This is a genomic window from Streptomyces sp. MJM8645, assembly GCF_001625365.1.
In the GTDB taxonomy this organism is placed as follows: domain Bacteria; phylum Actinomycetota; class Actinomycetes; order Streptomycetales; family Streptomycetaceae; genus Kitasatospora.
In genome coordinates, this window is record NZ_LJJF01000001.1 from 2,176,892 (window position 1) to 2,200,127 (window position 23,236).

At 74.2% G+C, this 23,236-nt stretch carries 25 protein-coding genes and 1 other RNA gene; 12 read left to right on the forward strand and 14 right to left on the reverse strand.

Annotated features, from left to right (window positions below):
* Positions 1–57 precede the first annotated feature (57 nt).
* A complete protein-coding gene (locus A6F73_RS09270; RefSeq protein ID WP_063347353.1) occupies positions 58–1,080 on the forward strand; it encodes an ATP-binding cassette domain-containing protein in 1,023 nt (340 codons plus the stop codon).
* The gene (locus A6F73_RS09275; RefSeq protein ID WP_063347354.1) at positions 1,077–1,889 is read left to right on the forward strand and encodes an ABC transporter permease; all 813 of its coding nucleotides are present in this window, start codon (positions 1,077–1,079) and stop codon (positions 1,887–1,889) included. The genes A6F73_RS09270 and A6F73_RS09275 overlap by 4 nt, the downstream gene beginning before the upstream one ends.
* 108 nt (positions 1,890–1,997) lie before the next feature.
* Here the strand turns inward: A6F73_RS09275 and A6F73_RS09280 are convergent, their stop codons facing one another.
* The gene (locus tag A6F73_RS09280; protein WP_063347355.1) at positions 1,998–5,396 is read right to left on the reverse strand and encodes a BTAD domain-containing putative transcriptional regulator; all 3,399 of its coding nucleotides are present in this window, start codon (positions 5,394–5,396) and stop codon (positions 1,998–2,000) included.
* A gap of 181 nt (positions 5,397–5,577) precedes the next feature.
* Between A6F73_RS09280 and A6F73_RS09285 the strand changes: the two genes are divergently transcribed.
* Complete coding sequence (locus A6F73_RS09285) at positions 5,578–6,393, forward strand: site-2 protease family protein (protein WP_063347356.1); 816 nt, start codon at positions 5,578–5,580, stop codon at positions 6,391–6,393.
* Between the two features lie 166 nt (positions 6,394–6,559).
* Here the strand turns inward: A6F73_RS09285 and A6F73_RS09290 are convergent, their stop codons facing one another.
* Together A6F73_RS09290 and npdG are read right to left on the reverse strand one after the other, a co-directional pair.
* On the reverse strand, positions 6,560–6,757 hold the full coding sequence (locus A6F73_RS09290) for a hypothetical protein (protein WP_063347357.1): 198 nt from the start codon (positions 6,755–6,757) through the stop codon (positions 6,560–6,562).
* Positions 6,758–6,945: 188 nt separating this feature from the next.
* Positions 6,946–7,638, reverse strand: a complete 693-nt coding sequence (npdG, locus tag A6F73_RS09295; protein WP_063347358.1) for an NADPH-dependent F420 reductase — start codon at positions 7,636–7,638, stop codon at positions 6,946–6,948.
* 47 nt (positions 7,639–7,685) lie between these two features.
* Here npdG and A6F73_RS09300 point away from each other — a divergent pair, with 47 nt between their 5' ends.
* Both A6F73_RS09300 and A6F73_RS09305 read left to right on the forward strand, forming a co-directional pair.
* Positions 7,686–8,291, forward strand: coding sequence for a hypothetical protein (locus A6F73_RS09300; protein ID WP_063347359.1), 606 nt, complete (start codon positions 7,686–7,688; stop codon positions 8,289–8,291).
* A gap of 126 nt (positions 8,292–8,417) precedes the next feature.
* Positions 8,418–9,803, forward strand: a complete 1,386-nt coding sequence (locus tag A6F73_RS09305; protein ID WP_244293340.1) for an MFS transporter — start codon at positions 8,418–8,420, stop codon at positions 9,801–9,803.
* 57 nt (positions 9,804–9,860) lie between these two features.
* Here A6F73_RS09305 and A6F73_RS09310 read toward each other — a convergent pair whose 3' ends face one another.
* Positions 9,861–10,094 (reverse strand): hypothetical protein, encoded by a 234-nt coding sequence (locus A6F73_RS09310; RefSeq protein WP_063347360.1) that lies wholly within the window; start codon positions 10,092–10,094, stop codon positions 9,861–9,863.
* A 104-nt stretch (positions 10,095–10,198) separates the two neighbouring features.
* On the opposite strand from A6F73_RS09310, the gene map reads away from it, so the two are divergent.
* Positions 10,199–11,044 (forward strand): type I methionyl aminopeptidase, encoded by an 846-nt coding sequence (gene map, locus A6F73_RS09315; protein ID WP_063347361.1) that lies wholly within the window; start codon positions 10,199–10,201, stop codon positions 11,042–11,044.
* Positions 11,045–11,107: 63 nt separating this feature from the next.
* Here map and A6F73_RS09320 read toward each other — a convergent pair whose 3' ends face one another.
* On the reverse strand, positions 11,108–11,809 hold the full coding sequence (locus tag A6F73_RS09320; RefSeq protein ID WP_063347362.1) for a bifunctional DNA primase/polymerase: 702 nt from the start codon (positions 11,807–11,809) through the stop codon (positions 11,108–11,110).
* Between the two features lie 424 nt (positions 11,810–12,233).
* Here A6F73_RS09320 and A6F73_RS09325 point away from each other — a divergent pair, with 424 nt between their 5' ends.
* Both A6F73_RS09325 and A6F73_RS09330 read left to right on the forward strand, forming a co-directional pair.
* Complete coding sequence (locus A6F73_RS09325) at positions 12,234–12,464, forward strand: hypothetical protein (protein WP_063347363.1); 231 nt, start codon at positions 12,234–12,236, stop codon at positions 12,462–12,464.
* Between the two features lie 52 nt (positions 12,465–12,516).
* Positions 12,517–12,714: a hypothetical protein gene (locus A6F73_RS09330; protein WP_063347364.1), complete on the forward strand. Its 198-nt coding sequence runs from the start codon at positions 12,517–12,519 to the stop codon at positions 12,712–12,714.
* Positions 12,715–12,750: 36 nt separating this feature from the next.
* Here the strand turns inward: A6F73_RS09330 and A6F73_RS09335 are convergent, their stop codons facing one another.
* Positions 12,751–13,407, reverse strand: coding sequence for a PadR family transcriptional regulator (locus A6F73_RS09335; RefSeq protein WP_107452848.1), 657 nt, complete (start codon positions 13,405–13,407; stop codon positions 12,751–12,753).
* A gap of 187 nt (positions 13,408–13,594) precedes the next feature.
* Between A6F73_RS09335 and A6F73_RS09340 the strand changes: the two genes are divergently transcribed.
* Positions 13,595–13,993 (forward strand): ACT domain-containing protein, encoded by a 399-nt coding sequence (locus A6F73_RS09340; RefSeq protein WP_063347366.1) that lies wholly within the window; start codon positions 13,595–13,597, stop codon positions 13,991–13,993.
* A 100-nt stretch (positions 13,994–14,093) separates the two neighbouring features.
* Positions 14,094–14,351: a hypothetical protein gene (locus tag A6F73_RS09345; protein WP_063347367.1), complete on the forward strand. Its 258-nt coding sequence runs from the start codon at positions 14,094–14,096 to the stop codon at positions 14,349–14,351.
* 137 nt (positions 14,352–14,488) lie between these two features.
* Here A6F73_RS09345 and rnpB read toward each other — a convergent pair.
* The 5 genes from rnpB to A6F73_RS09370 all read right to left on the reverse strand — a co-directional run bounded on the left by rnpB (position 14,489) and on the right by A6F73_RS09370 (position 18,749).
* An RNA gene (rnpB, locus tag A6F73_RS09350) (RNase P RNA component class A) lies at positions 14,489–14,885 on the reverse strand.
* A 13-nt stretch (positions 14,886–14,898) separates the two neighbouring features.
* Entirely contained in the window at positions 14,899–16,386 is a 1,488-nt protein-coding gene (locus tag A6F73_RS09355; protein ID WP_063347368.1) for an MFS transporter, read from the reverse strand.
* A gap of 90 nt (positions 16,387–16,476) precedes the next feature.
* Positions 16,477–17,934, reverse strand: coding sequence for an RNB domain-containing ribonuclease (locus tag A6F73_RS09360; protein WP_063347369.1), 1,458 nt, complete (start codon positions 17,932–17,934; stop codon positions 16,477–16,479).
* A 96-nt stretch (positions 17,935–18,030) separates the two neighbouring features.
* Positions 18,031–18,402 (reverse strand): Fic family protein, encoded by a 372-nt coding sequence (locus A6F73_RS09365; protein WP_063347370.1) that lies wholly within the window; start codon positions 18,400–18,402, stop codon positions 18,031–18,033.
* Positions 18,399–18,749 (reverse strand): hypothetical protein, encoded by a 351-nt coding sequence (locus A6F73_RS09370; protein WP_063347371.1) that lies wholly within the window; start codon positions 18,747–18,749, stop codon positions 18,399–18,401. The genes A6F73_RS09365 and A6F73_RS09370 overlap by 4 nt, the downstream gene beginning before the upstream one ends.
* 142 nt (positions 18,750–18,891) lie before the next feature.
* On the opposite strand from A6F73_RS09370, the gene A6F73_RS09375 reads away from it, so the two are divergent.
* Positions 18,892–19,332: a DUF3995 domain-containing protein gene (locus tag A6F73_RS09375; protein WP_079135552.1), complete on the forward strand. Its 441-nt coding sequence runs from the start codon at positions 18,892–18,894 to the stop codon at positions 19,330–19,332.
* 123 nt (positions 19,333–19,455) lie between these two features.
* Complete coding sequence (gene yaaA, locus A6F73_RS09380) at positions 19,456–20,241, forward strand: peroxide stress protein YaaA (protein WP_063347372.1); 786 nt, start codon at positions 19,456–19,458, stop codon at positions 20,239–20,241.
* 49 nt (positions 20,242–20,290) lie between these two features.
* Here the strand turns inward: yaaA and A6F73_RS09385 are convergent, their stop codons facing one another.
* Genes A6F73_RS09385 through A6F73_RS09395 form a run of 3 tightly spaced genes read right to left on the reverse strand, consistent with a single transcriptional unit; the run spans position 20,291 to position 23,035 of the window.
* A complete protein-coding gene (locus A6F73_RS09385; RefSeq protein ID WP_063347373.1) occupies positions 20,291–21,427 on the reverse strand; it encodes a bifunctional RNase H/acid phosphatase in 1,137 nt (378 codons plus the stop codon).
* 4 nt (positions 21,428–21,431) lie between these two features.
* The gene (locus A6F73_RS09390; RefSeq protein ID WP_063347374.1) at positions 21,432–22,175 is read right to left on the reverse strand and encodes a C4-type zinc ribbon domain-containing protein; all 744 of its coding nucleotides are present in this window, start codon (positions 22,173–22,175) and stop codon (positions 21,432–21,434) included.
* Positions 22,176–22,198: 23 nt separating this feature from the next.
* The gene (locus tag A6F73_RS09395) at positions 22,199–23,035 is read right to left on the reverse strand and encodes a Nif3-like dinuclear metal center hexameric protein (RefSeq protein ID WP_063347375.1); all 837 of its coding nucleotides are present in this window, start codon (positions 23,033–23,035) and stop codon (positions 22,199–22,201) included.
* Positions 23,036–23,236: the final 201 nt, after the last annotated feature.

The window sequence follows — 23,236 nt, forward strand, 5'->3', positions numbered from 1 at the left end:
CCGAACCCGCCCCCCTCATGACAGCCCGCTGACAGCCGGGCCGGACAGCCTGGGGGCATGACACGAATCGCCACCGCCCCGAACGACCGGGGGACCGCCGCGGGCAACGCCGTCGAAGTCCGCGGCATCGTCAAGCACTACGGCACCACCAAGGCCCTCGACGGGGTCGACCTCACCGTCCGCGAGGGCACCGTGCTCGGCGTGCTCGGCCCCAACGGCGCCGGCAAGACCACCCTGGTCCGGGTCCTCTCCACCCTGATCAAGCCCGACGCCGGCACCGCGTTCGTCGGCGGCTACGACGTCCTGCGCCAGCCCAAGCAGCTGCGCCGCACCATCGGCCTCACCGGTCAGTACGCCTCCGTCGACGAACTCCTCTCCGGGTACGAGAACCTGTACCTGATCGGCCGGCTGCTCGACCTCCCCCGCCGCGAGGCCAAGGCCCGGGCCACCGAACTGCTGGAGCGCTTCTCGCTCACCGAGGCCGCCAAGCGGACCGCCAAGACCTACTCCGGCGGCATGCGCCGCCGCCTCGACCTGGCCGCCAGCATGATCGGCCGCCCCAAGGTGCTCTACCTGGACGAACCCACCACCGGCCTCGACCCGCGCACCCGCAACGAGGTCTGGGACGAGGTCCAGCGGATGGTCGCCGAGGGCAGCACCGTGCTGCTCACCACCCAGTACATGGAGGAGGCGGAGCAGCTCGCCGACGAGCTGACCGTCATCGACCGCGGCCGGGTGATCGCCAACGGCGGCGTGGCCGAGCTCAAGGCCAAGGTCGGCGGCCAGACCCTCCAGATCCGCGCCGCCCACCCGGCCGAGCTGCCCGAGATGGCCCGCTGCCTGCACGACCGCGGCATCACCAGCGCCACCGTCTCCACCGACACCGGCCTGCTCGCCGTGCCGATCACCGACGACGAGCAGCTGACCACCGTCATCGGGGTGCTCGGCGGCCGCGGCTTCGCGATAGCCGGCATCGACACCAAGGTGCCCAGCCTCGACGAGGTCTTCCTCGCCATCACCGGCAAGCCCGCCGACACCGCGGACGCCGTCCCCAGCCTCGCCAAGGAGCCCGTCGCATGACCACCGCCACCATCACCCCCGCCCGGGTGGAGGACTCCCGGATCGGCCTGTCCGGCACCTTCCGCCACGTCGGCGCGCTGACCCGCCGCAACCTGATGCGGATCAAGGCCGACCCGGAGTCGATGTTCGACGCCGTGCTGATGCCGGTCATCTTCACGGTGCTGTTCGTCTACGTCTTCGGCGGCGCCGTCTCCGGCAACCAGGACTCCTACAAGCAGTACATGATCCCCGGCCTGCTCGGGCAGACCGGCCTCACCCTCGCGATGGCCGTCGGCACCGGCCTGAACAGCGACTTCCAGACCGGCGTGATGGACCGCTTCCGGACCCTGCCGATCGGCCGGGCCTCCGTCCTGCTCTCCAAGATGGCCGCCGAGACCTGCCGGGCGCTGCTCTCCTTCGTGATCCTGATCGGCTTCGCGATGTGCATCGGCTTCGAGGTGAAGACCGGTCCGCTGGAGGTCGTGGCCGCGGTCGGCCTGTCGCTGGTGTTCGGCATGTCGATCGTCTGGGTCTCGATGCTGCTGGGCATGGCGCTGCGCAGCGCCCAGGCCGTCCAGGGCGTGGCCATGCTGGTCCTGATGCCGATGCAGTTCGGCAGCTCGATCTTCGCGCCGACCGACACCATGCCGGGCTGGCTCCAGGCCTTCACCAAGGTCAACCCGCTGTCGGCGCTCGCCGACGCCTCCCGCTCCCTGCTCAACGGCCAGGGGCCGCTGGCCCACCCGGTGATGGTCGTGCTGATCTGGTCGGTGGCCACCACCGCGATCTTCGCGCCGCTCGCCGTCGCCCGCTTCCGCAAGCGGACCTGAGAACGGCCGCCGGCCCTCCGCGGGGGAGGGCCGGGGGGCGACCGGCCGGCACCAGGGGACGGGGCCGGCCGACGGAACGGCTGACCGGTGACCAGGGACGGACGCCGGTCAGCCGATCCACTCGTACATCCGCTCCCGGACCTGTTCCGGGGTCAGGCCCTCGCCGGCGGTGTGGGCGGCCTCGAACGCGGCGTCGCCCAGCAGGGCCCGCAGGGAGGCTGCCGCCCGGCCGCGCTCGACGCGGTCCAGGTAGCCGCCCTTCGGGCCGTTCAGCATGTGGTGCGCCCCGTGCAGCACGGTGGCCTGCCGGGCCCGCTCCAGGTCGCCGTCGCGCTCGGCGAAGGAACGCAGCACCCCCACCACCGCGGGCACCACCATGACCGTCATCTGCTCGCCGAAGCCGCTGGTGCTCGCCGTCTGACGGAGCAGCGTCCGCCCCTCGCGCAGTGCCGCGAGCCCCTCGTCCGGCCGGCCTGCCCGGGCGGTGATCCAGCCCCGGGTGGTGGTCAGCATCCCGGTCACGATCCCCGGGGCGAAGCTGCCGACGCTGGTCGCCTCCATCCGGTCCAGCTCGGCCAGCGCCTGCTCGTGCTCGCCGCGCAGCATGTGGACGCCGCAGAGCGTGAGGCCGCCGAACAGCAGCGCGCCGGTGGAGGAGTGGTCCGCGCTGTGGGAGTCCAGCCCGGCCAGCGCCTCCCGGATGATCCGCTCGCCGTGCTCCATGTCCTGCTCCAGCAGGGCGGAGCCGAGGTTCACCCGCAGCATCGGCACCTCGTGCGGTGTCCCCAGCTCCTCGGCCAGCTCGATCGCCCGCTCGTACGCTGCGGCGGCGGCCGCCGGATCGCCCCGGTTGGCCAGCGACTCGCCCTGGGCCGCCAGCGCCTGGGAGACCCCCCAGAGGTTGCCGGCCCGCTCGTACAGCTCCAGGGAGCGCGCGCCGTCCAGGATTCCCTGGTCGGCCCCGCCCGGCCAGTCGTTCAGCATCTTGGCCCGGAGCTGCAGGATGAACGCGAGGTCGTTCGGCCCGCCGTGCTCCTCGCAGCCGCGGACGGCGTCGTCCAGCAGGCTCTTCATCAGCTCCAGCCGGCCGGCCAGGAACGCCCCGAACACCCGTATCAGGCCCGGGAACCGGTAGGCCTGCGGCAGCTCCGGGGTGTAGACGTCCAGCAGCTGCTCCGCGACGGCGATCGCCACCGGGTTGCCGAGCACGTCCAGGTTCCCCTCGAACATGCCCATCAACCGGTACATCGCGAGCAGTCGGCGGGCCTCCTCGACGACCCCTTCGGGCATCGGCAGGCCGTAGGAGAGCACGTCCCGCTCCAGCGGTACGGGCGGCTGCGGGCCGAACGGATCCGGCCCGAGCGCCGCGACGGCGTCGTACCAGCCGCGGGCCTCCATGCTGTAGCCGCGCAGCGACCAGTACCAGCTCATGCCGAGGGTGAGGACCAGCGACTGCTCCTCGTCCCCGAGGTCGATGGCGCGCCTCAGCGCGGCCCGGACGTTGTCCAGCTCGCGCTCCAGCACCGTCAGCCAGTGCAGCTGCTGGGGGCCGTGCATGTTCAGGAAGGCGGTGGCGACGACGCTCCGGAAGTGCGCCAGGTGGCGGGCCCCGGTCGCGTCGCGCTCCTCCTCGGACTCGGCGAGGCGCTCGGTCGCGTACTCGTGGATGGTCTCCAGCATCCGGTAGCGCGGCAGGCTGCCGTCGTCCAGGTCGGCGACCAGCAGGGACTTGTCGACCAGCGACAGCAGCAGGTCGGCGACCTCCCCGCCGACCACCTCGGTGCCGTCGGCGCAGATCGCCTCGGCGTCCTCCAGCTGCCAGCCGCCGGCGAACACCGAGAGCCGGCGCAGCACCGCCCGTTCGCGCTTGCCCAGCAGGTCCCAGCTCCAGTCGACCACCGCGCGCAGGGTCTGCTGGCGCGGCAGCAGGGTGCGGCTGCCCGCGGTGAGCAGGGCGAACCGGCCGTCCAGGCGGTCGGCGATCTGGCGCGCCGTCATCACCCGCAGCCGGGCGGCGGCGAGTTCGATGGCCAGCGGCAGGCCGTCCAGGCGGCGGCAGATCTCGGCGCAGGCCGCCGGGTCGGTGTCCGGGTCGAAGCCGGGGCGGGCGGCGGTGGCGCGCTCGGTGAGCAGGCGCAGCGCCACCGGGTCGGGCAGCGGCTCGACCGGCAGCACGGTCTCGCCGGGCACGCCGAGCGGCTCCCGGCTGGTGGCGAGCACGGTCAGTTCGGGGCACTCGGCGAGCAGGACGTCGGCGAGGTCGGCGGCGGCCTGGATCAGGTGCTCGCAGTTGTCCAGGACGAGCAGCATCCGGCGGTGGCCGCAGTGCTCGACCAGCCGGCGGACCGGGTCCTCGGCGCGCTTCTCGATCACCTCGGCGACCATGCCGCCGCTGTGCAGCACGATCTCGCGCAGGCCGAGTGCGGAGACGACGGCGGCGGGCACCGCGTCCGGGCTCTCCAGCGGGGCGAGTTCGGCCACCCAGACGCCGTCCGGCCAGTGCCCGGCGGACTGCTCGGCGCGGCCTGCCTCGATCGAGAGCCTGGTCTTGCCGGAGCCGCCGGGGCCGGTCAGGGTGATCAGCCGACTGTTCGTCAACGTTCCGCGCAGCGCGGCGAGATCGCCCTCGCGGCCGACGAAGCTGGTCAGCCGGCCGCGCAGGTTGCCGCCGACGCGCGGGGGCTGGAGCGCCCCGGACCGTTCGGCGGCCGGCGGGGCCGGTATGGGCTCCGGCGCGGGCACGGTCGCGGGCGCGGTCGCGGGCGCGGTCGGCGCGGGGGCCGGTTCGACCTCGGCCGGGGTCAACAACGTGGCGTACAGGGCCTGGAGTTGGCGCCCCGGGTCGACGCCGAGCTCCTCGGCGAGGGCGCGCCTGGTCCGCTCGTAGTGGCGCAGCGCCTCGGCGGTGCGGCCGCTCTCGTGCAGCGCCCGGATCATCAGCTGCTGCAACGGCTCGTCCAGCGGCTGCCGTTCGCAGAGCTCGGTGAGTTCGGCGACCAGTTCGGCGGCCCGGCCGAGCCCGAGCTCGGCGGTGATCCGGTGGCGGCGGGCCTCCTCGCGCTGGGTCTCCAGCCGGGCGGCCGGGCCGCTGCGGTCCGGCAGGTCGGCCAGGGCGGGGCCGCGCCACAGCGCCAGGGCGGCGCGCAGCCGCTCGGCGGCGAGCGCGTGGTCCCCGGTGTCGAGGGCGCGGCGGCCTTCGGCGCCGAGCCGCTGGAACTCGGCGAGGTCGGTGGCCGGGTCGGTCAGCCAGTACCCGGCCGGGCCGGAGCCGATCTCGTCCCGGCCGACGGTCCGGCGCAGCCGGCCGACCAGGGTCTGGAGCGCGGCGGAGGAGTCCTGGGGCGGCTCGGCCTCCCACACCTCGTCCACCAGCAGGTCGGCGGGCACCGGGCGGCCCTGCCGGAGGGCGAGCGCAGTGAGCAGTGCCCGCAGCCGGGCGCCGCCTAGCGGCACCGGGGTGCCGTCGTCGTGGTGAGCCGTCGTGGTCCCGAGGATGCCGTAGTACACCGGTCCATTCTGGTCGATGGGCGGCGCTCGGGGCGCACAATTGTCCAGGGGTCCCTCACCGGCGGCGGAACCCGGACGGGGCCCTCGGACGTTCACCCGGGACGGCTTGTCCGGTCACCGGCCCGCCCGGCATGATCGATCCCCTGCCCGCTTTTCCTCGGACACCCGGAGCACCCACACCATGACCTTCGCCGCCACGCAGCGCTCACGCAGCGAGGACCGCCGGATCAGCCCGGTGTTCTGGGTGCTCCTCGCCGTCCTCGCCACCTCCGGCTGGGCGGTGTACTCGGGCTACGGGAACGCCTCGTTCGGGGTGTTCCTGTTCGTGGTGGCGGGCTGGATGGTCTCGCTGTGCCTGCACGAGTACGCGCACGCCCGCACCGCGCTGCACGGCGGCGACATCAGCGTCGGCGCCAAGGGCTACCTCACGCTCAACCCGCTGAAGTACACCAATGTGCTGCTCAGCTTCGTGCTGCCGATCGTGTTCGTGATCATGGGCGGCATCGGCCTGCCCGGCGGCTCGGTCTGGATCGAGCGGGACCGGATCCAGGGCCGACTCAAGCACAGCCTGATCTCGGCGGCCGGGCCGCTGGTGAACGTGGTGTGCGCGGCCCTGCTGCTGGTCCCGATCGGCGCCGGCTGGCTGGACGACCCGACGGTGCACGCGGTCTGGAACGGCTACGAGCTGAACGTCTCGCCGTTCGCGGCCGCGCTCGGCTTCCTCGGCCTGCTCCAGCTCAGCGCCGCCCTGCTGAACCTGCTGCCGGTGCCCGGCCTGGACGGCTACGGGATCGTCGAGCCCTGGCTGTCCTACAAGACCCGGCGCGCGGTCGAGCCGTTCGCACCGTACGGGCTGCTGGCCGTGTTCGCGCTGCTGTGGCAGCCCGAGGTGAACTCGTTCTTCTTCGGGGTCATCCACGACCTGATGAGCCTGTTCGGCGTGGACCAGGACTACGCGACGCTCGGCCGGTACCTGTTCAGCTTCTGGAAGAACTAGCCGGCTAGGGGCTCTCTTTCGGATCACGTCGGATCAGCGCGCGGCGTCGGAGTGCGTGCATCGCAAGGCGGAGGAGGGAGTCCATGCGGAGTATCGGCGACCGACGACAACGCGGCGAGGTGCGTGCTCCGGCGTCGCGCGCCCGGCGTGATCCGAAAGAGAGCCCCTAGCCCTGCTCGGCTGCCGCGGCGGCCGTGGCCTCGGCGATCTTCGCGCGGCGGCGGTTCATCCAGAGCACGTTGCTCGCCACACCGGCCATCGGGAGCCAGATCAGGCCCAGCCAGAAGCCCTGGGTCAGCGAGACCACGGCGGCCGCCAGCGCGAGGACGACGACGATCAGGGCGAAGAGGGACGTGCGGGGCATGGCGGGAGGCTCCTAGGGCCGGGTGCGGTCGGCCGGGTTGCGGCCGCACCCATTGTCGCCGACCTCACCTCCGGAACTGGTCCAGGGGTGAGGCCGACACGGCTCGACCGGATCTCGGGCGGCCGGTCCCGAACGGTCCGATCCCAGACGGTCCGGTCTCAAACGGTCCGCTCTCAGACGGTCCGGTCTCAGACGTCCGTCACCCGCAGGCCCGCGTGGGCCTTGTAGCGGCGGTTGACCGAGATCAGGTTGGCCACCAGCGACTCCACCTGGTGCGCGTTGCGCAGCCGGCCCGCGAAGATCCCCCGCATGCCGGGGATCCGGCCGGCCAGCGCCTGCACGATGTCGGTGGCGGCCCGCTCCTCGCCGAGCACCATGACGTCGGTGTCGATCTGCTCCACCGACTCGTCCTGGAGCAGCACCGCCGAGAGGTGGTGGAAGGCGGCGGTGACCCGGGAGTCCGGCAGCAGCGCGGCGGCCTGCTGGGCGGCGCTGCCCTCCTCCGGCTTCAGCGCGTACGCGCCCTGCTTGTCGAAGCCGAGCGGGTTGACGCAGTCGACCACGATCTTGCCGGCCAGTTCCTCGCGCAGCGCGGTCAGGGTCGCGGCGTGCCCGTCCCAGGGCACCGCGACGATCACCACGTCGCTCTCCCGGGCGGCGGTGGCGTTGTCGGCGCCACGCACGCCGTGGCCCAGTTCGGCGGCGGAGGCCTCGGCCCGGGCCGCGTCGCGCGAGCCGATGATCACCTGCTGGCCGGACTTGGCCAGTCGCAGGGCCAGGCCGCGCCCCTGGTCGCCGGTGCCGCCGAGGACACCGACCACCAGCTGTGAGACGTCCGGCAGTTCGTGGGCCGGGTTTGTCGCTGAATCGAGGGAAGTCATGGGCCGATCCTGTCAAACCCCCGGCCGGACGCGACATTGTGGGCCGCATGGACGCGGTGAGAGTTTCGGCACTCCGGCAGCACCTGGCGGGCACCGGCTGGCTGGAGGCGGTCGGCGGCTTCGCCGGGTCGCTGCGGCGCTCGGTGTCGCGGCGCGGGGGCGGCGAGCTGCTGCTGGTCGGCACCGAGGCGTACGAGCCCTGGCATCTGGCCGCGCACCTGGCGGACGAGGCCGTCTGGTCGGCCGTCCCCCGACTGGTGCCCACCCTGCTGCGGCACGCTCCGCCGGCCGGCGCCCCGGCGCACCTCGTGCACGGCCTGCGCCGGCTCACCGGGGCCGGGCGCCGCGCCACGGTCCTGGTGGTGGCGCCGGAGGCAGCCGGCCCGACACTGCTGGAACGGGTACAGGACGCCCGCCGGCACGGCGCGACCGTGCTCGCACTGGACGGCGCCGCCCCCGCCGAGCCGGGCGACCTCGGCGGGCTCGCGCACGAGCGGCTCGCCGTCGGCACCGCCGACGAGCAGCCCTTCGACCTCGCCCAGCACCTGGTCAGCGCCGCCGCCGGGCGGTCCCCGGGCCGCCGCACCGCGCTGGACCGGCTCGCCGAACTCGCCGGCCGGCTGACCGTACCGCCCGCGATCAGCCGCTGGTAGCCCGGCCCGGCCCGCCCCGGCCCACCCCGGCCCGACCGTGACGGCCGGACGCCGACCATGACGGCCGTGTGGCGGGCTGAAAAACCCTTTGCGAACCCGGCGGCCCGCGTTCGAGGATGCTGGTTCGTGAACGACGACGAACCCCCGCATCCCCCCGGCACCTCCGGACGGTCTCGCACGCTGCTGCGCTCGCTCGCGCCCGACCTCTCGCCCTGGCGCGCCTCCCGCGACTTCCGCTTCCTCTGGCTCTCCGGCTGCGTCACCAGCTTCGGCAGCTACCTGACCTACGTCGCCGTGCCGATGCAGATCAAGGAGCTGACCGGCTCCTCCTTCGCGGTCGGCCTGATCGGCGCCGTCGAGCTCGTCCCGCTGATCGTCTTCGGCCTGTGGGGCGGCGCCCTCGCCGACGCCCTGGACCGCCGGAAGCTGGTGCTGCGCGCCGAGGCCGGGCTGGGCCTGCTCGCCGGCCTGCTGCTGCTCAACGCGCTGCTGCCGTCCCCGCTGCTCTGGCCGATCTACCTGGTCGCCGCGCTGGTCGCGGCCTGCGACGGGTTGCAGCGCCCGGCCCTGGACTCGCTCACCCCGCGGATCGTCCCGCACCAGCACCTGACCGCCGCGTTCGCCCTCAACTCCCTGTACCGCAACGCCGCTTCGGTGGCCGGGCCGGCGCTGGCCGGCGTCGTGGTGGCGTTCTCCGGGGTGGGGACGGCGTACGCGCTGGACGTGCTCACCTTCGCCGCCTCGTTGCTGCTGCTCGTCCGGATCCGCGCGGTGCCGCCGGCCACCGGCGCCGAGCGGCCGTCGGTGCGGGCGGTGCTCACCGGCGTCCGGTACGCGTGGAGCCGCAAGGACCTGCTCGGCACCTACACGATCGACCTCTGCGCGATGCTGTTCGCCTTCCCGGTGGCCGTCTTCCCCTTCCTGGCCTCCGAGTTGGGCGCGGACTGGGCGCTCGGCCCGATGTACGCGGCCTCCGCGGCCGGCGCCCTGCTGGTCGGGGCGACCAGTGGCTGGACGTCCCGGATCCACCGGCACGGCCGGCTGCTGGTGGTCGCCGCCGTCGGCTGGGGCGCGGCCATGGCCCTGGCCGGCCTGTCCGGGAGCATCTGGCTGGTGCTGCTCGGCCTGGCGCTGGCCGGCGGCGCCGACGAGATCAGCGGGCTGGCCCGCTCGACCATGTGGAACCAGTCCATCCCGGACGAGGTGCGCGGCCGGATGGCCGGCGTCGAACTGCTCAGCTACTCCGTCGGCCCCCAGCTCGGCCAGGTCCGGGCCGGCACCATGGCCGGGCTGGTCGGCGTCCGCGCCGCCGTCTGGAGCGGCGGTCTGATCTGCGTCGTCGCCGTCCTCGCGGTGGCCGCCGCGCTGCCCAAGCTGCTCGCCTACGACGACCGCACCGACCCGCACACCGCCGCCGTCCGCGCCGGGCACGAGCGCGCGGAGCGCGAACGGGAACAGCAGCGCGAGCGGGAGCAGCAAGGCGAACGGGAGGCCGCTGCGGCGACGGACTGACGCCGACTTGCTGACGGCGCCGGCTTGACGGCGAAAAGCCGGACGCCGCCCCGGCCGCTACTCGCCGCCGCCGTCCTTCGGCGTGTCGTTCCAGCGCTCGTCCCCCTGCCGCCACTCCCGGTTGCGCTCGTCGGCGAGTTGCAGGGCGTGCGCGGCCTCCTCCGGGCTGTCGTACGGGCCGAGGCGGTCCTTGGCGGGGCACTCCGGCCCCTCCTCGACCTTGCCGTGCTTGATGCAGTAGAACCACTCGCCGGGCTTTCCGGTCGGCTTGCGGTGGAATCCCAGGGGCATGGTGCCCTCCCGTCGACGCGTTGGGGTCGTACCGATCATTCCCCGGCCAGGGCCTCCGCGCACACCGCCCGGGCGCGCCGGGGGCGGCCGTTAGACTCGCGGCCATGGCTCTCGTACCCGGCATCCAGTCCCCCACCCGCAAGGTCCCGGCGCACATCGCGCGCCCCGAGTACGTCGGGCGGCCCGCCCCGACGCCGTACACCGGGCCCGAGGTGCAGACCGCCGAGACGATCGAGAAGATGCGGATCGCGAGCCGGATCGCCGCCCAGGCGATGGCGGAGGCAGCCAAGCTGATCGCCCCCGGCGTCACCACCGACGCGCTGGACGCCGTCGCCCACACCTACATGTGCGACCACGACGCGTACCCGTCCGACCTCGGCTACCGCGGCTTCCCCAAGTCGGTCTGCACCTCGATCAACGAGGTGATCTGCCACGGCATCCCGGACTCGACCGTGCTCCAGGACGGCGACATCGTCAACATCGACGCCACCGCGTACATCCACGGGGTGCACGGCGACCTCAACGCCACCTACCTGGTCGGCGATGTCGACGAGGAGTCCCGGCTGCTGGTCGAGCGGACCCGCGAATCCCTCAACCGGGCGATCAAGGCCGTCAAGCCCGGCCGTCAGATCAACGTGATCGGGCGGGTCATCGAGTCCTACGCCAAGCGCTTCGACTACGGCGTGGTGCGGGACTTCACCGGGCACGGCATCAACACGTCGTTCCACTCCGGCCTGATCATCCCGCACTACGACAGCGAGCGGGCCACCGAGGTGATCAAGCCGGGGATGACCTTCACCATCGAGCCGATGCTCACCCTGGGCACCTACGACTACGAGATCTGGCCGGACGGCTGGACGGTCGTCACCAAGGACCGCAAGCGCACCGCCCAGTTCGAGCACACCCTGGTGGTCACGGCGGACGGCGCGGAGGTCCTCACCCTGCCGTGACCCCGGCCGGGCGCCGGGCGGCCCCTGGAAACCGCCGAACCGCCGAGCCGCGGGGGCGCCGGTTCAGCCGATGAGCCACTGCTCCTCGGCGACGGCGCCCACCTCGGTGCAGGCGTCGGTGAGCACGTCCAGGACGCGCAGCGGGTCCGGCAGCGGCTGCTCGGGCCCGCGCAGCCACCGCACCTGCGAGCCGTCCGGCAGCGCGGCCGGCGGCAGCAGGGTGTACGAGCCGCGGCAGTGCCAGCGCAGGCCGGGGTGCTCGGACATGGTGTCCGGGGTGGAGTCGAGGACGCTCGGCCACCACTCGTCCTCGTCCTGCGGGGTGCCCCGGGTGGCGGTGAAGAACAGGTAGCGGTCCTCGCCGACGGCGGCGACCGGGCCCTCGACGCCCCGCTCGGTCAGCCGTTCCAGGGCCAGCCGGCCGGCCTCGACCGGGACGTCCAGCACGTCGTGGGCGCGCCCGGTGGCGGTGATGAAGTTGGTCTGCGGATCGCGGGCGAGCCAGCGGGCGAGCTGCTCGGGATCGGTCGTGGCCTGGGTCTGCCAGGCGAAGGAGACCGGGTGCTGGGCGGGGGCCGGACATGCCACCCGGTCGCAGGAACAGCGGTAGCCGGCCGGATGCGCGGCTGGCGCGAGCGGGAATCCGGCGCGCACCGCGCCGAGCAGCTGATCGAGTCGGGCGGCGGGGCCGTCCACGTCACCCGACCGGGCCCGCTGACGCTCACGCTTCTGCCACCAGGTCGTCCACCTGCCGCCGGCTTCCATCGGGCCCCTTCCGCGCACTGCCGTACCTGGTGCGGCACAGCGTTCGACGTACCACTCCGACGCAACGCACAGCGCCCCCCGCTGCTTCCCGGGGCGGTGCTCGGCCCTGCTGTCCACACCCTGCCGACCGGGAACCGGGGTCACCGGAGGGCCGACGCCCGGGTCACGGTACGCAGTCGCGGCAGCACGCTGTCCGCGCCAGGTCGGCCGGAGGGCGCGCGGATCCGCGCCCTGCCCGGCCCGTACGGGGCCCGCTGACCCGGGTGAACCCCGGGGGCGTAACAGGAAGGATAAGGGTGCGCGGGGCCTCCGGATGACCGGGGGCGGTGCCTCTCCGGTCACACTCCCCGCACCCGGCAGGATCCGCCGGACGGGCCCCGGGCGTGTGCGCCGGTCACCCGTGCGGAGGTGAGACCCTGGTGGGGTGAAGAGCGCGGACACCGAATTCGTCGGCGGCCCCCTGGACGGCCGCATCCTCCCCATCCCGCTGGGGCCGATGTTCGGCGTGCCGAAGACCTACAAGGTGCCGGTCCCCGCGCACGGCGACTCCCCCGCGCGCACACTGGTGTACGTCCGGTCCAAGCAGGTGCGGGGCATCAGCTGGCACTGGCGCTACGAGTTCGACGAGGCGGCCACCGCCCGCGCGTCCGGCTGACGGCCGCGCCGCCCGCACCGGCCGCCGCCCCCAGCCTCCCCGGGAGGACGGCATGGCGAGAACGGCACGGCACCCCCGCAGCCGCCCCCAGGCGGTCGCGCACCACAACCGGCAGGTCGCCGGCGTCACCGGGGCGCTGCTGGTGGCGGTGTGCGTCTACACCGTGGTGATCGGCCCGAACGGCTGGCTCTGGTTCGGCTGGGCGGTGCTGCTGCTCGCCTGCGTGGCCCTGTTCACGGTCCACCCCTGAGCAGCCGCACCGCCTGTGCCCAGCCCCCCACGCCGGTCAGTCCTCCTCGGCGAGGATCAGGTAGAGCTTCTTGCGCGCCTCGGTGAGCACCGCCAGGCCCTTGGCGCGCTGCGCCTCGGTGCCCGTCGCCATCACCTGGCGGATCGCCTGGTCGACCGCGGCCAGCGCCTGGCCGACCTCCTGGACGGCCTCCCAGTCGACCTCCCGGCCGGCCTCCGCCCACGGCTCGGCGGGCCCCGCCTCGGCCTCGGCCCGGCCCGCCTCGGTGAGCGAGACCAGGCGCTTGCCGCCGACCTCCTCCGCGGTGATCAGGCCCTCCTCCTCCAGCAGTTGGAGGTTGGGGTAGATCGAGCCCGGGCTGGGCCGCCAGGCCCCACCCGTCCGCTCGGAGATCTCGGCGATCATCTCGTAGCCGTGCATCGGCCGCTCCTTGAGCAGCGCCAGCAGCGAGGCCCTGACGTCCCCGCGCCGCGCCCGGCCGCCACGCCGCCCGTGCGGACCGCCGCGGCGCCCGCCGTGCCCGCCGAAGCCGTGCCCGAACGGACCGCCCATCGGCCGCCCGGGGCCACCGCCGCCGAACGGCGGCGGGCCGAAGCCGCCGAAGGCCTCCCGGCCCTCGAACTCCCGCCCTTCGAAGTCCGGCCCCGGCCCGCGGCGCCAGCCACCGCGCGGACCCTCGCCGCTGAACCGCATTCCCGGATTTCCTCGGTTTCCTGAGCGCATGGCGCTCACCTCCTCGTTCACCGAGCCAGTCGAGTTACTGTCTCGATAGCTCGACGATATATCGGCGACTGTCGCTCGTCAACGGATTCCGACACGAACGGCGCACCGGCGCCCCACCCCACCGCCCAGGCCCCGTCCGGCCGCTACGGTGACGGGCATGGCCGGTGAACGAGACCTCGCGAAGCTGCTGCACGGGATGCGCCCGCTGCTCAACCCGGGGCGGTACGTGTACTGCACGCTGCCCGCCAAGGTGCCCGCGGGCATGCGGCCGGTGGTGACCGTCGCCGAACCCGAAGGGGTCACGGTCGTCGTCGCCCAGGAGGAGGCCGACGCGCTCGGGCTGCGCTACGAGTACGTGGCCGCCTGGATCACCCTGCAGATCCACTCCGCCCTGGAGGCCGTCGGCCTCACCGCGGCCGTCGCCGGGCGCCTCGCCGAGGAGGGGATCAGCTGCAACGTGGTGGCCGGCTTCCACCACGACCACCTGTTCGTCACCGCCGACGACGCCGACCGCGCCGTCCGGGCCCTGGAGGAACTGGCCGGCCGCTCCGCCTGACGACGCCGTCGAGTGGCCGCCCCCGCACGGCCCTCCGACACTGGGAACGGCTGCCCGGCCACCCCGGCCGGCCGGCCCCCACCGGAAGGAGACGGCCGCCATGGCCACCTGCGTCACCTGCGGCAACGACTACTGGCTCGCCTTCGAGATCAAGACCATCACCGGCGACACCTACACCTTCGACAGCTTCGAGTGCGCGATGGAGAAGCTCGCGCCGCGCTGCGAGCAGTGCCAGGTCCGCATCGTCGGCCACGGCGTCGAAGTGGCCGGCCGCTTCTTCTGCTGCGCCAACTGCGCCCGCGTCAACGGCGGCCTCGGCGACCAGATCCGCGACGCCGTCGGCGCCCGCCCCGCGTAACGGCAGGCAAGCGGAACAGTCGGCCTGTACCCCCGGTTCTGTCTCCCGAGCCGCTCGCGCGACCGGGTCGGCCCCACGACAAAGGCCCCCTGACCTGCGGCTTCGCAGATCAGGGGGCCTCAGTCAAGCTAGGGCGGCGGAAGAGTCGGCCTGTACGCCGGGTTCTGTCTCCCGGGGTGCTCGCGCGGCCCGGGGAGGCGGCCATCCATCTAGGACTGCCGTTGCCGACAGCCTCGTGCGGTCTACCCGCGGACTCGGGCGAGCAGCCCTCAGTCATCCGCGCACGGCGCCCGAGGGCACCGATCTTGACCTTGCTCCAGGTGGGGTTTACCGAGCCGGCCGAGTCACCCCGGTCGCTGGTGGTCTCTTACACCACCGTTTCACCCTTACCCGCCGCCGAAGCGGTGGGCGGTCTGTTTTCTGTGGCACTGTCCCGCGGGTCACCCCGGGTGGGCGTTACCCACCACCCTGCTCTGTGGAGCCCGGACGTTCCTCGGCGGGTCAAGGACCCGTCGCGGCCGCCCGGCCGGCTCTTCCGCCGTAGTGGTCATCGTAGCCGCTCGGGTGGGGCCTCCCGTACACCGGAGCGGACCACGGGCGGCTCGCCGCCGAGGCGGGCGGCCACCCGGACGGCGGTCGCGGTCGCCCACGGGGTGGTGGTCGCCAGGCCGAGGAGGAGGATCGCGCCGCCCAGGCCCACCAGGATCCACCAGCCCGCGTGGCTGGCCGGGGCGAAGCCCGTCGCCACCGGGCCGACCACGGCCGAGGTGACGACCGTGCCGATCACCGCCACCCCCAGCGACTGGCCGATCTGGCGGCTCGTCGAGGCGACCGCCGCGGCCACCCCCGCCTGGGCGCGCGGCATGCCGGAGACGGCCGCGTTGGTGATCGGCGCGTTGACCATGCCGAAGCCGAAGCCGAACAGCGCGTACGCCGCCAGCAGCAGCGCCGGCGGGGAGTCGGCGGCCAGCCTGGTCAGCAGCAGCCCGCTCGCGGCCAGGCCCAGCCCGGCCGCGACCAGCGGGCCGCGCGGCCCCCGGCTGCCGACGATCCGGCCGGACAGCGGCGCGCAGACCAGCATCATCGCGGCCATCGGCAGCGTCCACAGGCCCGCCTCGAACGGGTCGTAGTGCCGGACGTTCTGCAGGTAGAGCGTGTTGAGGAAGAGGAAGCCGCCCAGGGCCGAGAAGGCGCAGACCGCGGTGACGGTGGCGCCGGTGAACGGCGCGCTGGCGAAGAACCGCGGGTCCACCAGCGGCTCGGCCACCCTCCGCTCCCACAGCGGGAAGGCGACCAGCGCGGCCACGGCGGCGGCCGCCAGGGCGAGGATCAGCGGGGACGTCCAGCCGCTGCCCGGGCCCTCGATGATGGCCGCGGTGCCGCAGCCCAGCAGGACGATCATCAGCAGCTGCCCGACCGGGTCCAGCCGGCGCGGCCGGGGCGAGCGCGACTCCGGGACGTAACGGGCGGTCAGGAGCATCGCGACCACCGCGACCGGAACGTTGATCAGGAAGATCGACGGCCAGCCCGCGCCCTCCACCAGGAAGCCGCCCAGCAACGGGCCGAGCGCCATCGAGATGCCGACCACGCCGCCCCAGACGCCGATCGCCCGGGCCCGCTCCTTCGGGTCGGTGAAGGTGTTGGTGATGATCGACATCGCCACCGGGTTCAGCATCGAACCGCCGACCGCCTGCAACGCCCGGAACGCCACCAGCCACTCCAGGCTCGGCGCCAGACTGCACAGCAGCGAGCCGAGCGCGAAGCACAGCAGCCCGGTCTGGAACACCCGGCGGCGGCCGAAGCGGTCGGCCACCGAGCCGAACAGCATCAGCAGCGAGGCCAGGACCAGGGTGTAGGCGTCGATGATCCACTGCAGCCCGGACGCCGGGGCGTCCAGGTCCCGCTGGATCGCCGGCAGGGCGATGTTCACCACGGTGTTGTCCAGGCCGACGATGAACAGGCTCAGGCAGCAGATCGCCAGGACGAGCAGTCGGCGGCGGCGCCCCGGGGCGACGGAGGGCTGGGCTTCGGGCACGGGACCGATCCTCCCACCTGGGCGGTGCTCGGGGGCCGTGTGACGGACCGTCCGGGTGGCGGCGCCGGGGGCGTGTGGAAGCGGTAGGGGTCAGACGGCGGCGAAGCGGACGGTGCGGGTGAGCGGGTCGGCCTGCGTCAGCCGGACCCGGATCAGCCCGCCGAGCGGCAGCACCGCCCCGGGATCGGCGCCGTCGCAGCGGGCCCGGACGGCGGGCCGGCGCAGCTGCACCGTGCCGGCCGCGGGCCGCCGCTCGTCCACGTCGATCACCACGGCGGTGAAGTCCTCGCCCTCCCGGCCGGCCAGCAGCTCCGCCTCCACCAGGTCCACGCAGGCCCGTTCGACCTCGGCCGCGCGGCGGTCCCCGCTCGCCATCAGGCCCGGCACGGCGGGCAGCGCCTCCCGCACCCAGTCCGGCACCTCCTCCCCCGCCGCCACCGCCGCGCACACCTCCTGCGCGAAGCGGTCGCCGAGCCTGCGCAGCGGCGCGGTGCAGTGCGCGTACGGCGCGGCGAGCGCGGCGTGGCCCGGGTCGGCCGGGGCGGGCAGGCCCCGGGACTCGTCGAAGGCGTGGTAGCCGGCGCCGCGCAGCAAGCCGGTGCACGCGTTGAGGAAGGCGGCGTCCATCGGCGCGTCCGGGTCCAGCGAGCGGATCAGCTCCGGGTACGGGAGCGCCTGCGGCCAGTCCACGTCCAGCGCGGCGGCGATCCGGCGCAGCCGCTCGTACGCGGCGGCGGGCGCGGCGGGCAGGGTGCGCAGCAGACCGACGCCCGCGTCGAGCATCAGGTCGGCCGCGGCCAGACCGGTGAGCAGCGAGATCTGCGCGTTCCAGCCGTCGGCGGGGCCGGGCGCGCGGTAGCCGAGGACGTAGCCGTGCAGGGTCTCCTCGACCTCCTGCTCGGGCACCGGGAGGCTGATCCCGCCCCGCGCGCGCTCCTGCTCCTCGCGCAGCCGGCCGACGGTGGCGAGCAGGGCGAGCTGTTCGTCGGCGCCGCCGAGGTCCACCGCGCGCTGGACGGCCGCGTAGTCGAGGCGGCGGTGCGAGCGGACCAGGGCGCGGCGCAGGTCGGCGAGCACCACGGCGCCGTCGGCGTCCAGGTCCAGCTGCCAGAGCAGGGCGGGCCGGGGCTCGCCGGGCAGCAGGCTGGCGGCGTCCTCGGAGATCCGGGCAGGGTGCAGCGGGACGCGGTGGTCCGGGAAGTACAGGGTCTCGACCCGGCGGCGGGCCTCGGCGTCGATGGCGCCGCCCGGGCGGACGAAGGCGGCGACGTCCGCGATGGCGTAGTACACCCGGTAGCCTCCGCCGGGGCGGTGGAGCAGGTGCATGGCCTGGTCGAGGTCGCGCGAGCCGGGCGGGTCGACGGTGAACAGCGGCAGGTCGGTGGCATCGTGCTCGGGCAGCCGGGGGCGCTCGGCCGCCTCCTCCGCCTCGGCCAGCACCGGCTCCGGCCACTCGGTGTGGATCTCCAGGCGGGCGCGGAGTTCGGTCAGTTCGGTGTTGATCCGGGCGGAGTCGGCGGCCTTGACGCGCAGTTTTCGGCGAGGCATGCAGGCAGCGTAGGGCGAATCGGGTGATTCCGGACGGATCACCCCGCCGGACGCGCCGGGCGGCCGGTGCCCACTGGGCGGCCGGTGCTGGTGGGCTCAGCGCCCCAGCAGCGACTTCAGGTCCTTGCCCGCGAGCACGACGGCGTCGTCGTAGCCGCCGGTGGCCAGCCGGAGCATGAAGGCCACCGCGTCGTCCGGGTGCGGGTCGGTGTACGGCTCGCCGTTGTAGTCCAGGAACAGCAGCATCGCCTCGAAGGCGGTGCGCTTGTTCCGGTCGATCAGCGGGTGGTTGCGGGACAGGCTCTGGCCGAGGGCGGCGGCCTTGGTCCACGGGTCCGGGTAGGCGTCCCCACCGAACAGGCTCGCCTGCGGGCGGGCGATCGCCGAGAGCAGGCCGCCGAGATCCCGGATGTTCTCCGGGCCGCCGGCCAGGTAGGTGACGTCCTCCAGGTCCAGGTACTCGGTCACAGGTCCTTGAGCCTCTCCAGCGTCTCCGCGTTGGCGGCACGGATCCGGGCGACCATGGCGGCCCGACGCTCGGACCGGCTCTGCTGGCCGGGCTCCTGCGACTGCTCGGTGAGCGCGTCCGGCACCTCGGACTGGCGGACCTCGAAGGCCAGCTCGGCGGTGTCCGACCCGGCCGGGGCCTCGGTCACCCGCACCCGCCCGGCCATCACGGCCTCGGCGGCGGCCCGCACCGCGAACTCCAGGGCCTGCCGGGTCTCCGCCGGCAGGCCGGCGGGCAGGCGCACGGACAGGGACTCCTCCACAGCGTCGTCGTCGCCGGGCACCAGGTCCAGGGGTCGCAGGGTCATCTCGCTCACACTCCTCGCTGCTCACCGTAGTGGCGAACGCCGGGCGGCCCCACCGGATTTCCAACCCCCGGGCGGGGTGGGGCCCGGGTGTGAGCACTCGTAGGCTGGGGTCGAGTGGTCGTTCACGAAGGGGGTTCGGGCAATGGGTGCGGTGAAGGTGACCGGGGCGGCGGTGTCGGGGGTGTTGGCGGCGACGGGGGCGCTGCACGCGGTGTGGGCGGTGACGCCGTGGCCGCTGCGGACGCCGGAGGAGTTCGCGGACACCGTGGTCGGCGCGGGCGACGGACCACCGTCCCCGGCGGCCTGCGTCGCGGTGGCGGGGCTGCTCGGGACGGCCGCGTACCTGGTGGGGGCGGAGGCCGGGGTTCTGCCGGCGGTGGGGCCGCGGCGGCTGCGGCGGGCCGGGGTGCGGGCAGTGGCCGGGGTGATGCTGGCGCGCGGCGCCGGCGGCCTGGTGCTGTTCGGGAGGGCCGTCGAGCGCTCGGAGCGGTTCAAGCGGCTGGACACCCGGTACTACTCGCCGCTCTGCCTGGCGCTGGCGGCCGGAACGGCCGTGGTCGCGGGGGCCGGCGGCGCCGAGTAGCCGCGGCCGGGGCAACCGTCTCAGGGCCGGACAGGCAGGACGGGCAGGACGGGCCGCCCGGGGCAGGACGGTTTTGCGTAGGGTGGCGGGGTTCATCCGCTACAGAGTGTTGAGGAGTCCGCTGTGCTGGTGCTGTTGCCGCCTTCGGAGGGCAAGGCCGCATCCGGGGACGGGGTGCCGGTGGCGCTCGACCGGCTGTCGCTGCCCGGGCTGACGGCGGCGCGCGGCGAGGTGCTGGACGCGCTGGTCGGTCTCTGCCGGGGTGACGAGGACACCGCCGCGGAGGTGCTGGGGCTCAGCCCCGGGCTGCGCGGCGAGATCGCCCGCAACGCCGGGCTGCCTGAGGCGGGTGCCCGTCCGGCGGGCGAGGTGTACACCGGGGTGCTGTTCGACAACCTGGGTCTGGCCACGCTGGACGCGGCCGCGTACGGCCGGGCCGAGCGGTCGCTGCTGGTCTTCTCGGGCCTGTGGGGCGCCGTGCGGATCTCCGACCGGATCCCGCCCTACCGCTGCTCGATGGGCGTGAAACTGCCCGGCCCGGGGGCGCTCGGCGCGTACTGGCGGGGCGCGATGGCGTCCGTGCTGCCGGAGGTGGCGGACGGGCTGGTGCTGGACCTGCGCAGTTCGGCGTACGCGGCGGCGTGGAAGCCGGCCGGCGAGGTGGCCTCCCGGACGGCGACCGTCCGGGTGCTCCAGGAGCGCAACGGCAAGCGCACGGTCGTCAGCCACTTCAACAAGGCGACCAAGGGGCGCCTGGTGCGGGACCTGCTGGTCGCGGGGATCGAGCCGAAGACGCCGGGCGAGCTGCTGGACGCGCTGCGGGGCCTGGGGCACCGGGTGGAGCTCGCCGCCGAAGGCACGGCGCGCAAGCCGTGGCAGCTGGACGTGGTGGTCACCGAGGTGCACTGAGCCCGCTCCGGGGGGCGGTCCCCCGCACCGCTCCCCCGAAGCCAGGCGTTCAGCGCAGGTGCGAGGTGTCGTTGAGCAGCCGCAGCGAGGCGTTGCCGTCCGCGTAGTACTGGACGGCGCAGAACGAGGCGGCGGACAGCTCCATCCGGTACAGCGCGTCCGGCGGGGCGCCGAGCGCCAGCCGGACCAGCGTCTTGATCGGGCTGACGTGGGAGACCACCAGCACGGTCCTGCCGGGGTGCCGGGCGATGATCTTGTCCCGGGCGACGCCGGCCCGGTGGGTGAGCGTGGTGAAGCTCTCCGTGCTGCCGGTGGGCTTGGCCTTCGCCGAACCGAGCCAGGCCGCCAGGTCCTCCGGGTGGCGCTCCTGCACCTCGGCGAAGGTCAGGCCCTCCCAGTCGCCGAAGTCGACCTCGCGCAGCCCGTCCTCGTACCGGACCTCCAGGCCGAGCCGGGCGGCGACGATCTCGGCGGTCTCCCGGGTGCGGCGCATCGGCGAGGCCACCACGGCCTGGATGCTGCCGCGGGCGGCCAGTTCCTCGGCAGCCCGCGCGGCCTGCCAGCGGCCCTTGTCGGACAGTTCCGGGTCGCTGCCGCCACTGCCGGAGAAGCGCTTCTGCGGGGTCAGCGCGGTCTCGCCGTGGCGGAGCAGGACGAAGGTGGTCGGGGTGCCGAGGTCGGCGGGGGCGGCCCAGCCGGCCTTGGGGGCGGCGGTCTCCAGCGGCGGCTCGTCCACCACCGCGGCGGCCCGCGGCCTGGGCTCCCACTGGCGGCCGGCCTTGCCCGCGTCCATCGCCTCGTTGGCGAGCCGGTCGGCGTCCTTGTTCCGCTCGCGCGGGATCCAGGTGTACGTCACCCGGGCGCGCGGGAGGATCGTGCGGGCCTCGGCGGCGAGCGGCTGCATGTCGGGGTGCTTGATCTTCCAGCGCCCGGACATCTGCTCGACGACCAGCTTGGAGTCCATCCGGACGTCCACCGAGGCGTCCGGGTCGAGCTCCCGGGCCGCCTTGAGGCCGGCGATCAGGCCCTTGTACTCGGCCACGTTGTTGGTGGCGTGGCCGATGAACTCGGCGGCCTCGGCGATGATCTGCCCGGTGTCGCCGTCCCGGACCACCGCGCCGTAGCCGGCCGGCCCCGGGTTGCCCCGGGACCCGCCGTCCGCCTCGACGATGAAGCGAGCCGCCACCGGGTCAGGCGCCCGAATCGGCGGTGCGGACCAGGATCCGCGAGCAGTTCTCGCAGCGGACCACCTTGTCGGCCGGCTCGGCCTTGATGGCGTTGAACTCGGTGATGGAGAACTCGGTGCGGCAGCCCTCGCAGCGGCGCTGGTAGAGGCGGGCCGCGCCGACGCCGCCCTGCGTCTGGCGCAGCTTGGTGTAGACCTTCAGCAGGTCGGCGGGGACGACGGCGGCGACGGTCTCGCGGTCCCGCTTGACCTTGTCGGCCTCGGTGTCGATCTCGGCGAAGGCGGCGTCCCGGCGGGTCTCGGCCTCGGTGAGGACGACGGTGGAGTGCTGCAGGCGCGCGGTCAGCTCGGTGACCCGGGTCTGGGCGCTCTCCAGCCGCTCCATGACCTCCAGCACGATCTCCTCCAGGTCGCCCTGGCGCTTGGCCAGCGAGCCGATCTCGTGCTGGAGGTTCTCCAGGTCCCTCGGCGAGGTGATCGCGCCGGAGTCCAGGCGCTGCTGGTTGCGGGCGGACCGGGCGCGGACCTGCTCCACGTCCTGCTCGGCCTTGGTCAGCTCACGCGTGGTGTCGCCCTGCTGGGCCTCGGCGGCGACCACCAGGTCCTTGAGCGCGGTGTGGTCGGCGGAGGCCTTCTCGATCTCGGCGTGCTCGGGCAGGCTCCGGCGCCGGTGGGCCAGCTGGTCGAGCTTCGAGTCGAAGGCCTGGAGGTCGAGCAGGCGGATCTGGTCGGCGGGCGCGGCGTTCAAGGGGAAGGCTCCTGTGAATCGGGTCAGGCGGTGAAGGACATGGGGGCGTGCGCGGTCCACGGGTCGGTGACCCGGTGGGAGACCTTGGTCTCCACGGCCCAGCCGCGCTGCTCGGCGGCGGCGTGCAGGGCCCGCTCGGCCAGGGCGAGCCAGGGCCACTCGGTGGCCCAGTGCGCGGCGTCGACCAGGGCGACCGGCGCCGCCTCGGCGGCCTCGGACGCGGGGTGGTGGCGCAGGTCGGCGGTGAGGTAGGCGTCCACCCCGGCCACCCGCACCTCGGCGAGGAAGCTGTCGCCCGAGCCGCCGCACACTGCGACCCGGCTCACCAGCCGGTCCGGGTCGCCGGAGACCCGGACGCCCGTGGCGGTGGCCGGCAGGCCCTCGGCCACCTGCGCGGCGAAGGCCGACAGGGGCAGCGGGGGCTCCAGCAAGCCGATGCGGCCGGTGCCGCGGCGGCCCAGCGGGTCGGTCGGGTCCGGCACCAGCGGGCCGGTCACCCGCAGGCCCACCGCCTCGGCGAGCGCGTCCGAGACGCCGGGGTCGGCGTGGTCGGCGTTGGTGTGCGCGACGTGCAGGGCGATGCCGTTGCTGATCAGCGTGTGCACGACCCGGCCCTTGAAGGTGGTCGCGGCGACGCTGGTGGTGCCGCGCAGATAGAGGGGGTGGTGGGTGACCACCAGGTCGGCGCCCCACTCGACGGCCTCGTCGACGACCGTCTGCACGGGGTCGACGGCGAACAGCACGCGGCCGACCTCGGCCTGGGGGTCTCCGCAGACCAGGCCGACGGCGTCCCAGGCCTCCGCCCACTGCGGCGGGTAGACCTCTTCGAGCGCGGTGATGACGTCGGACAGTTTCGGCACCTGTCGAGACTACCGTGCGCGCGGGGGCGGTCGGGCCTCGGCCGTTCGGCGACCTGGGCGGCGGGGCGGCGGCAGCGGGGCGGCCGGTGCGGCGGGGATGCGGCGGCGGCGCGGTTCGGACACGGGTGCCGATGGCGTACGGACGCGCGTCAATCTGCGGTGGGGGCGCCCGGGAGGGGCCGGCGCCGGTCGCACGCGCCC

What these genes read in the sequence shown, in the direction of transcription:
- A6F73_RS09270 (WP_063347353.1), top strand. Translation starts at nt 58, where the DNA reads ATGACACGAATCGCCACCGCCCCGAACGACCGGGGGACCGCCGCGGGC.
- A6F73_RS09275 (WP_063347354.1), top strand. Translation starts at nt 1,077, where the DNA reads ATGACCACCGCCACCATCACCCCCGCCCGGGTGGAGGACTCCCGGATC.
- A6F73_RS09285 (WP_063347356.1), top strand. Translation starts at nt 5,578, where the DNA reads ATGACCTTCGCCGCCACGCAGCGCTCACGCAGCGAGGACCGCCGGATC.
- A6F73_RS09290 (WP_063347357.1), bottom strand. Translation starts at nt 6,757, where the DNA reads ATGCCCCGCACGTCCCTCTTCGCCCTGATCGTCGTCGTCCTCGCGCTG.
- npdG (WP_063347358.1), bottom strand. Translation starts at nt 7,638, where the DNA reads ATGACTTCCCTCGATTCAGCGACAAACCCGGCCCACGAACTGCCGGAC.
- A6F73_RS09300 (WP_063347359.1), top strand. Translation starts at nt 7,686, where the DNA reads ATGGACGCGGTGAGAGTTTCGGCACTCCGGCAGCACCTGGCGGGCACC.
- A6F73_RS09310 (WP_063347360.1), bottom strand. Translation starts at nt 10,094, where the DNA reads ATGCCCCTGGGATTCCACCGCAAGCCGACCGGAAAGCCCGGCGAGTGG.
- map (WP_063347361.1), top strand. Translation starts at nt 10,199, where the DNA reads ATGGCTCTCGTACCCGGCATCCAGTCCCCCACCCGCAAGGTCCCGGCG.
- A6F73_RS09320 (WP_063347362.1), bottom strand. Translation starts at nt 11,809, where the DNA reads ATGGAAGCCGGCGGCAGGTGGACGACCTGGTGGCAGAAGCGTGAGCGT.
- A6F73_RS09330 (WP_063347364.1), top strand. Translation starts at nt 12,517, where the DNA reads ATGGCGAGAACGGCACGGCACCCCCGCAGCCGCCCCCAGGCGGTCGCG.
- A6F73_RS09335 (WP_107452848.1), bottom strand. Translation starts at nt 13,407, where the DNA reads ATGCGGTTCAGCGGCGAGGGTCCGCGCGGTGGCTGGCGCCGCGGGCCG.
- A6F73_RS09340 (WP_063347366.1), top strand. Translation starts at nt 13,595, where the DNA reads ATGGCCGGTGAACGAGACCTCGCGAAGCTGCTGCACGGGATGCGCCCG.
- A6F73_RS09345 (WP_063347367.1), top strand. Translation starts at nt 14,094, where the DNA reads ATGGCCACCTGCGTCACCTGCGGCAACGACTACTGGCTCGCCTTCGAG.
- A6F73_RS09360 (WP_063347369.1), bottom strand. Translation starts at nt 17,934, where the DNA reads ATGCCTCGCCGAAAACTGCGCGTCAAGGCCGCCGACTCCGCCCGGATC.
- A6F73_RS09370 (WP_063347371.1), bottom strand. Translation starts at nt 18,749, where the DNA reads ATGACCCTGCGACCCCTGGACCTGGTGCCCGGCGACGACGACGCTGTG.
- A6F73_RS09375 (WP_079135552.1), top strand. Translation starts at nt 18,892, where the DNA reads ATGGGTGCGGTGAAGGTGACCGGGGCGGCGGTGTCGGGGGTGTTGGCG.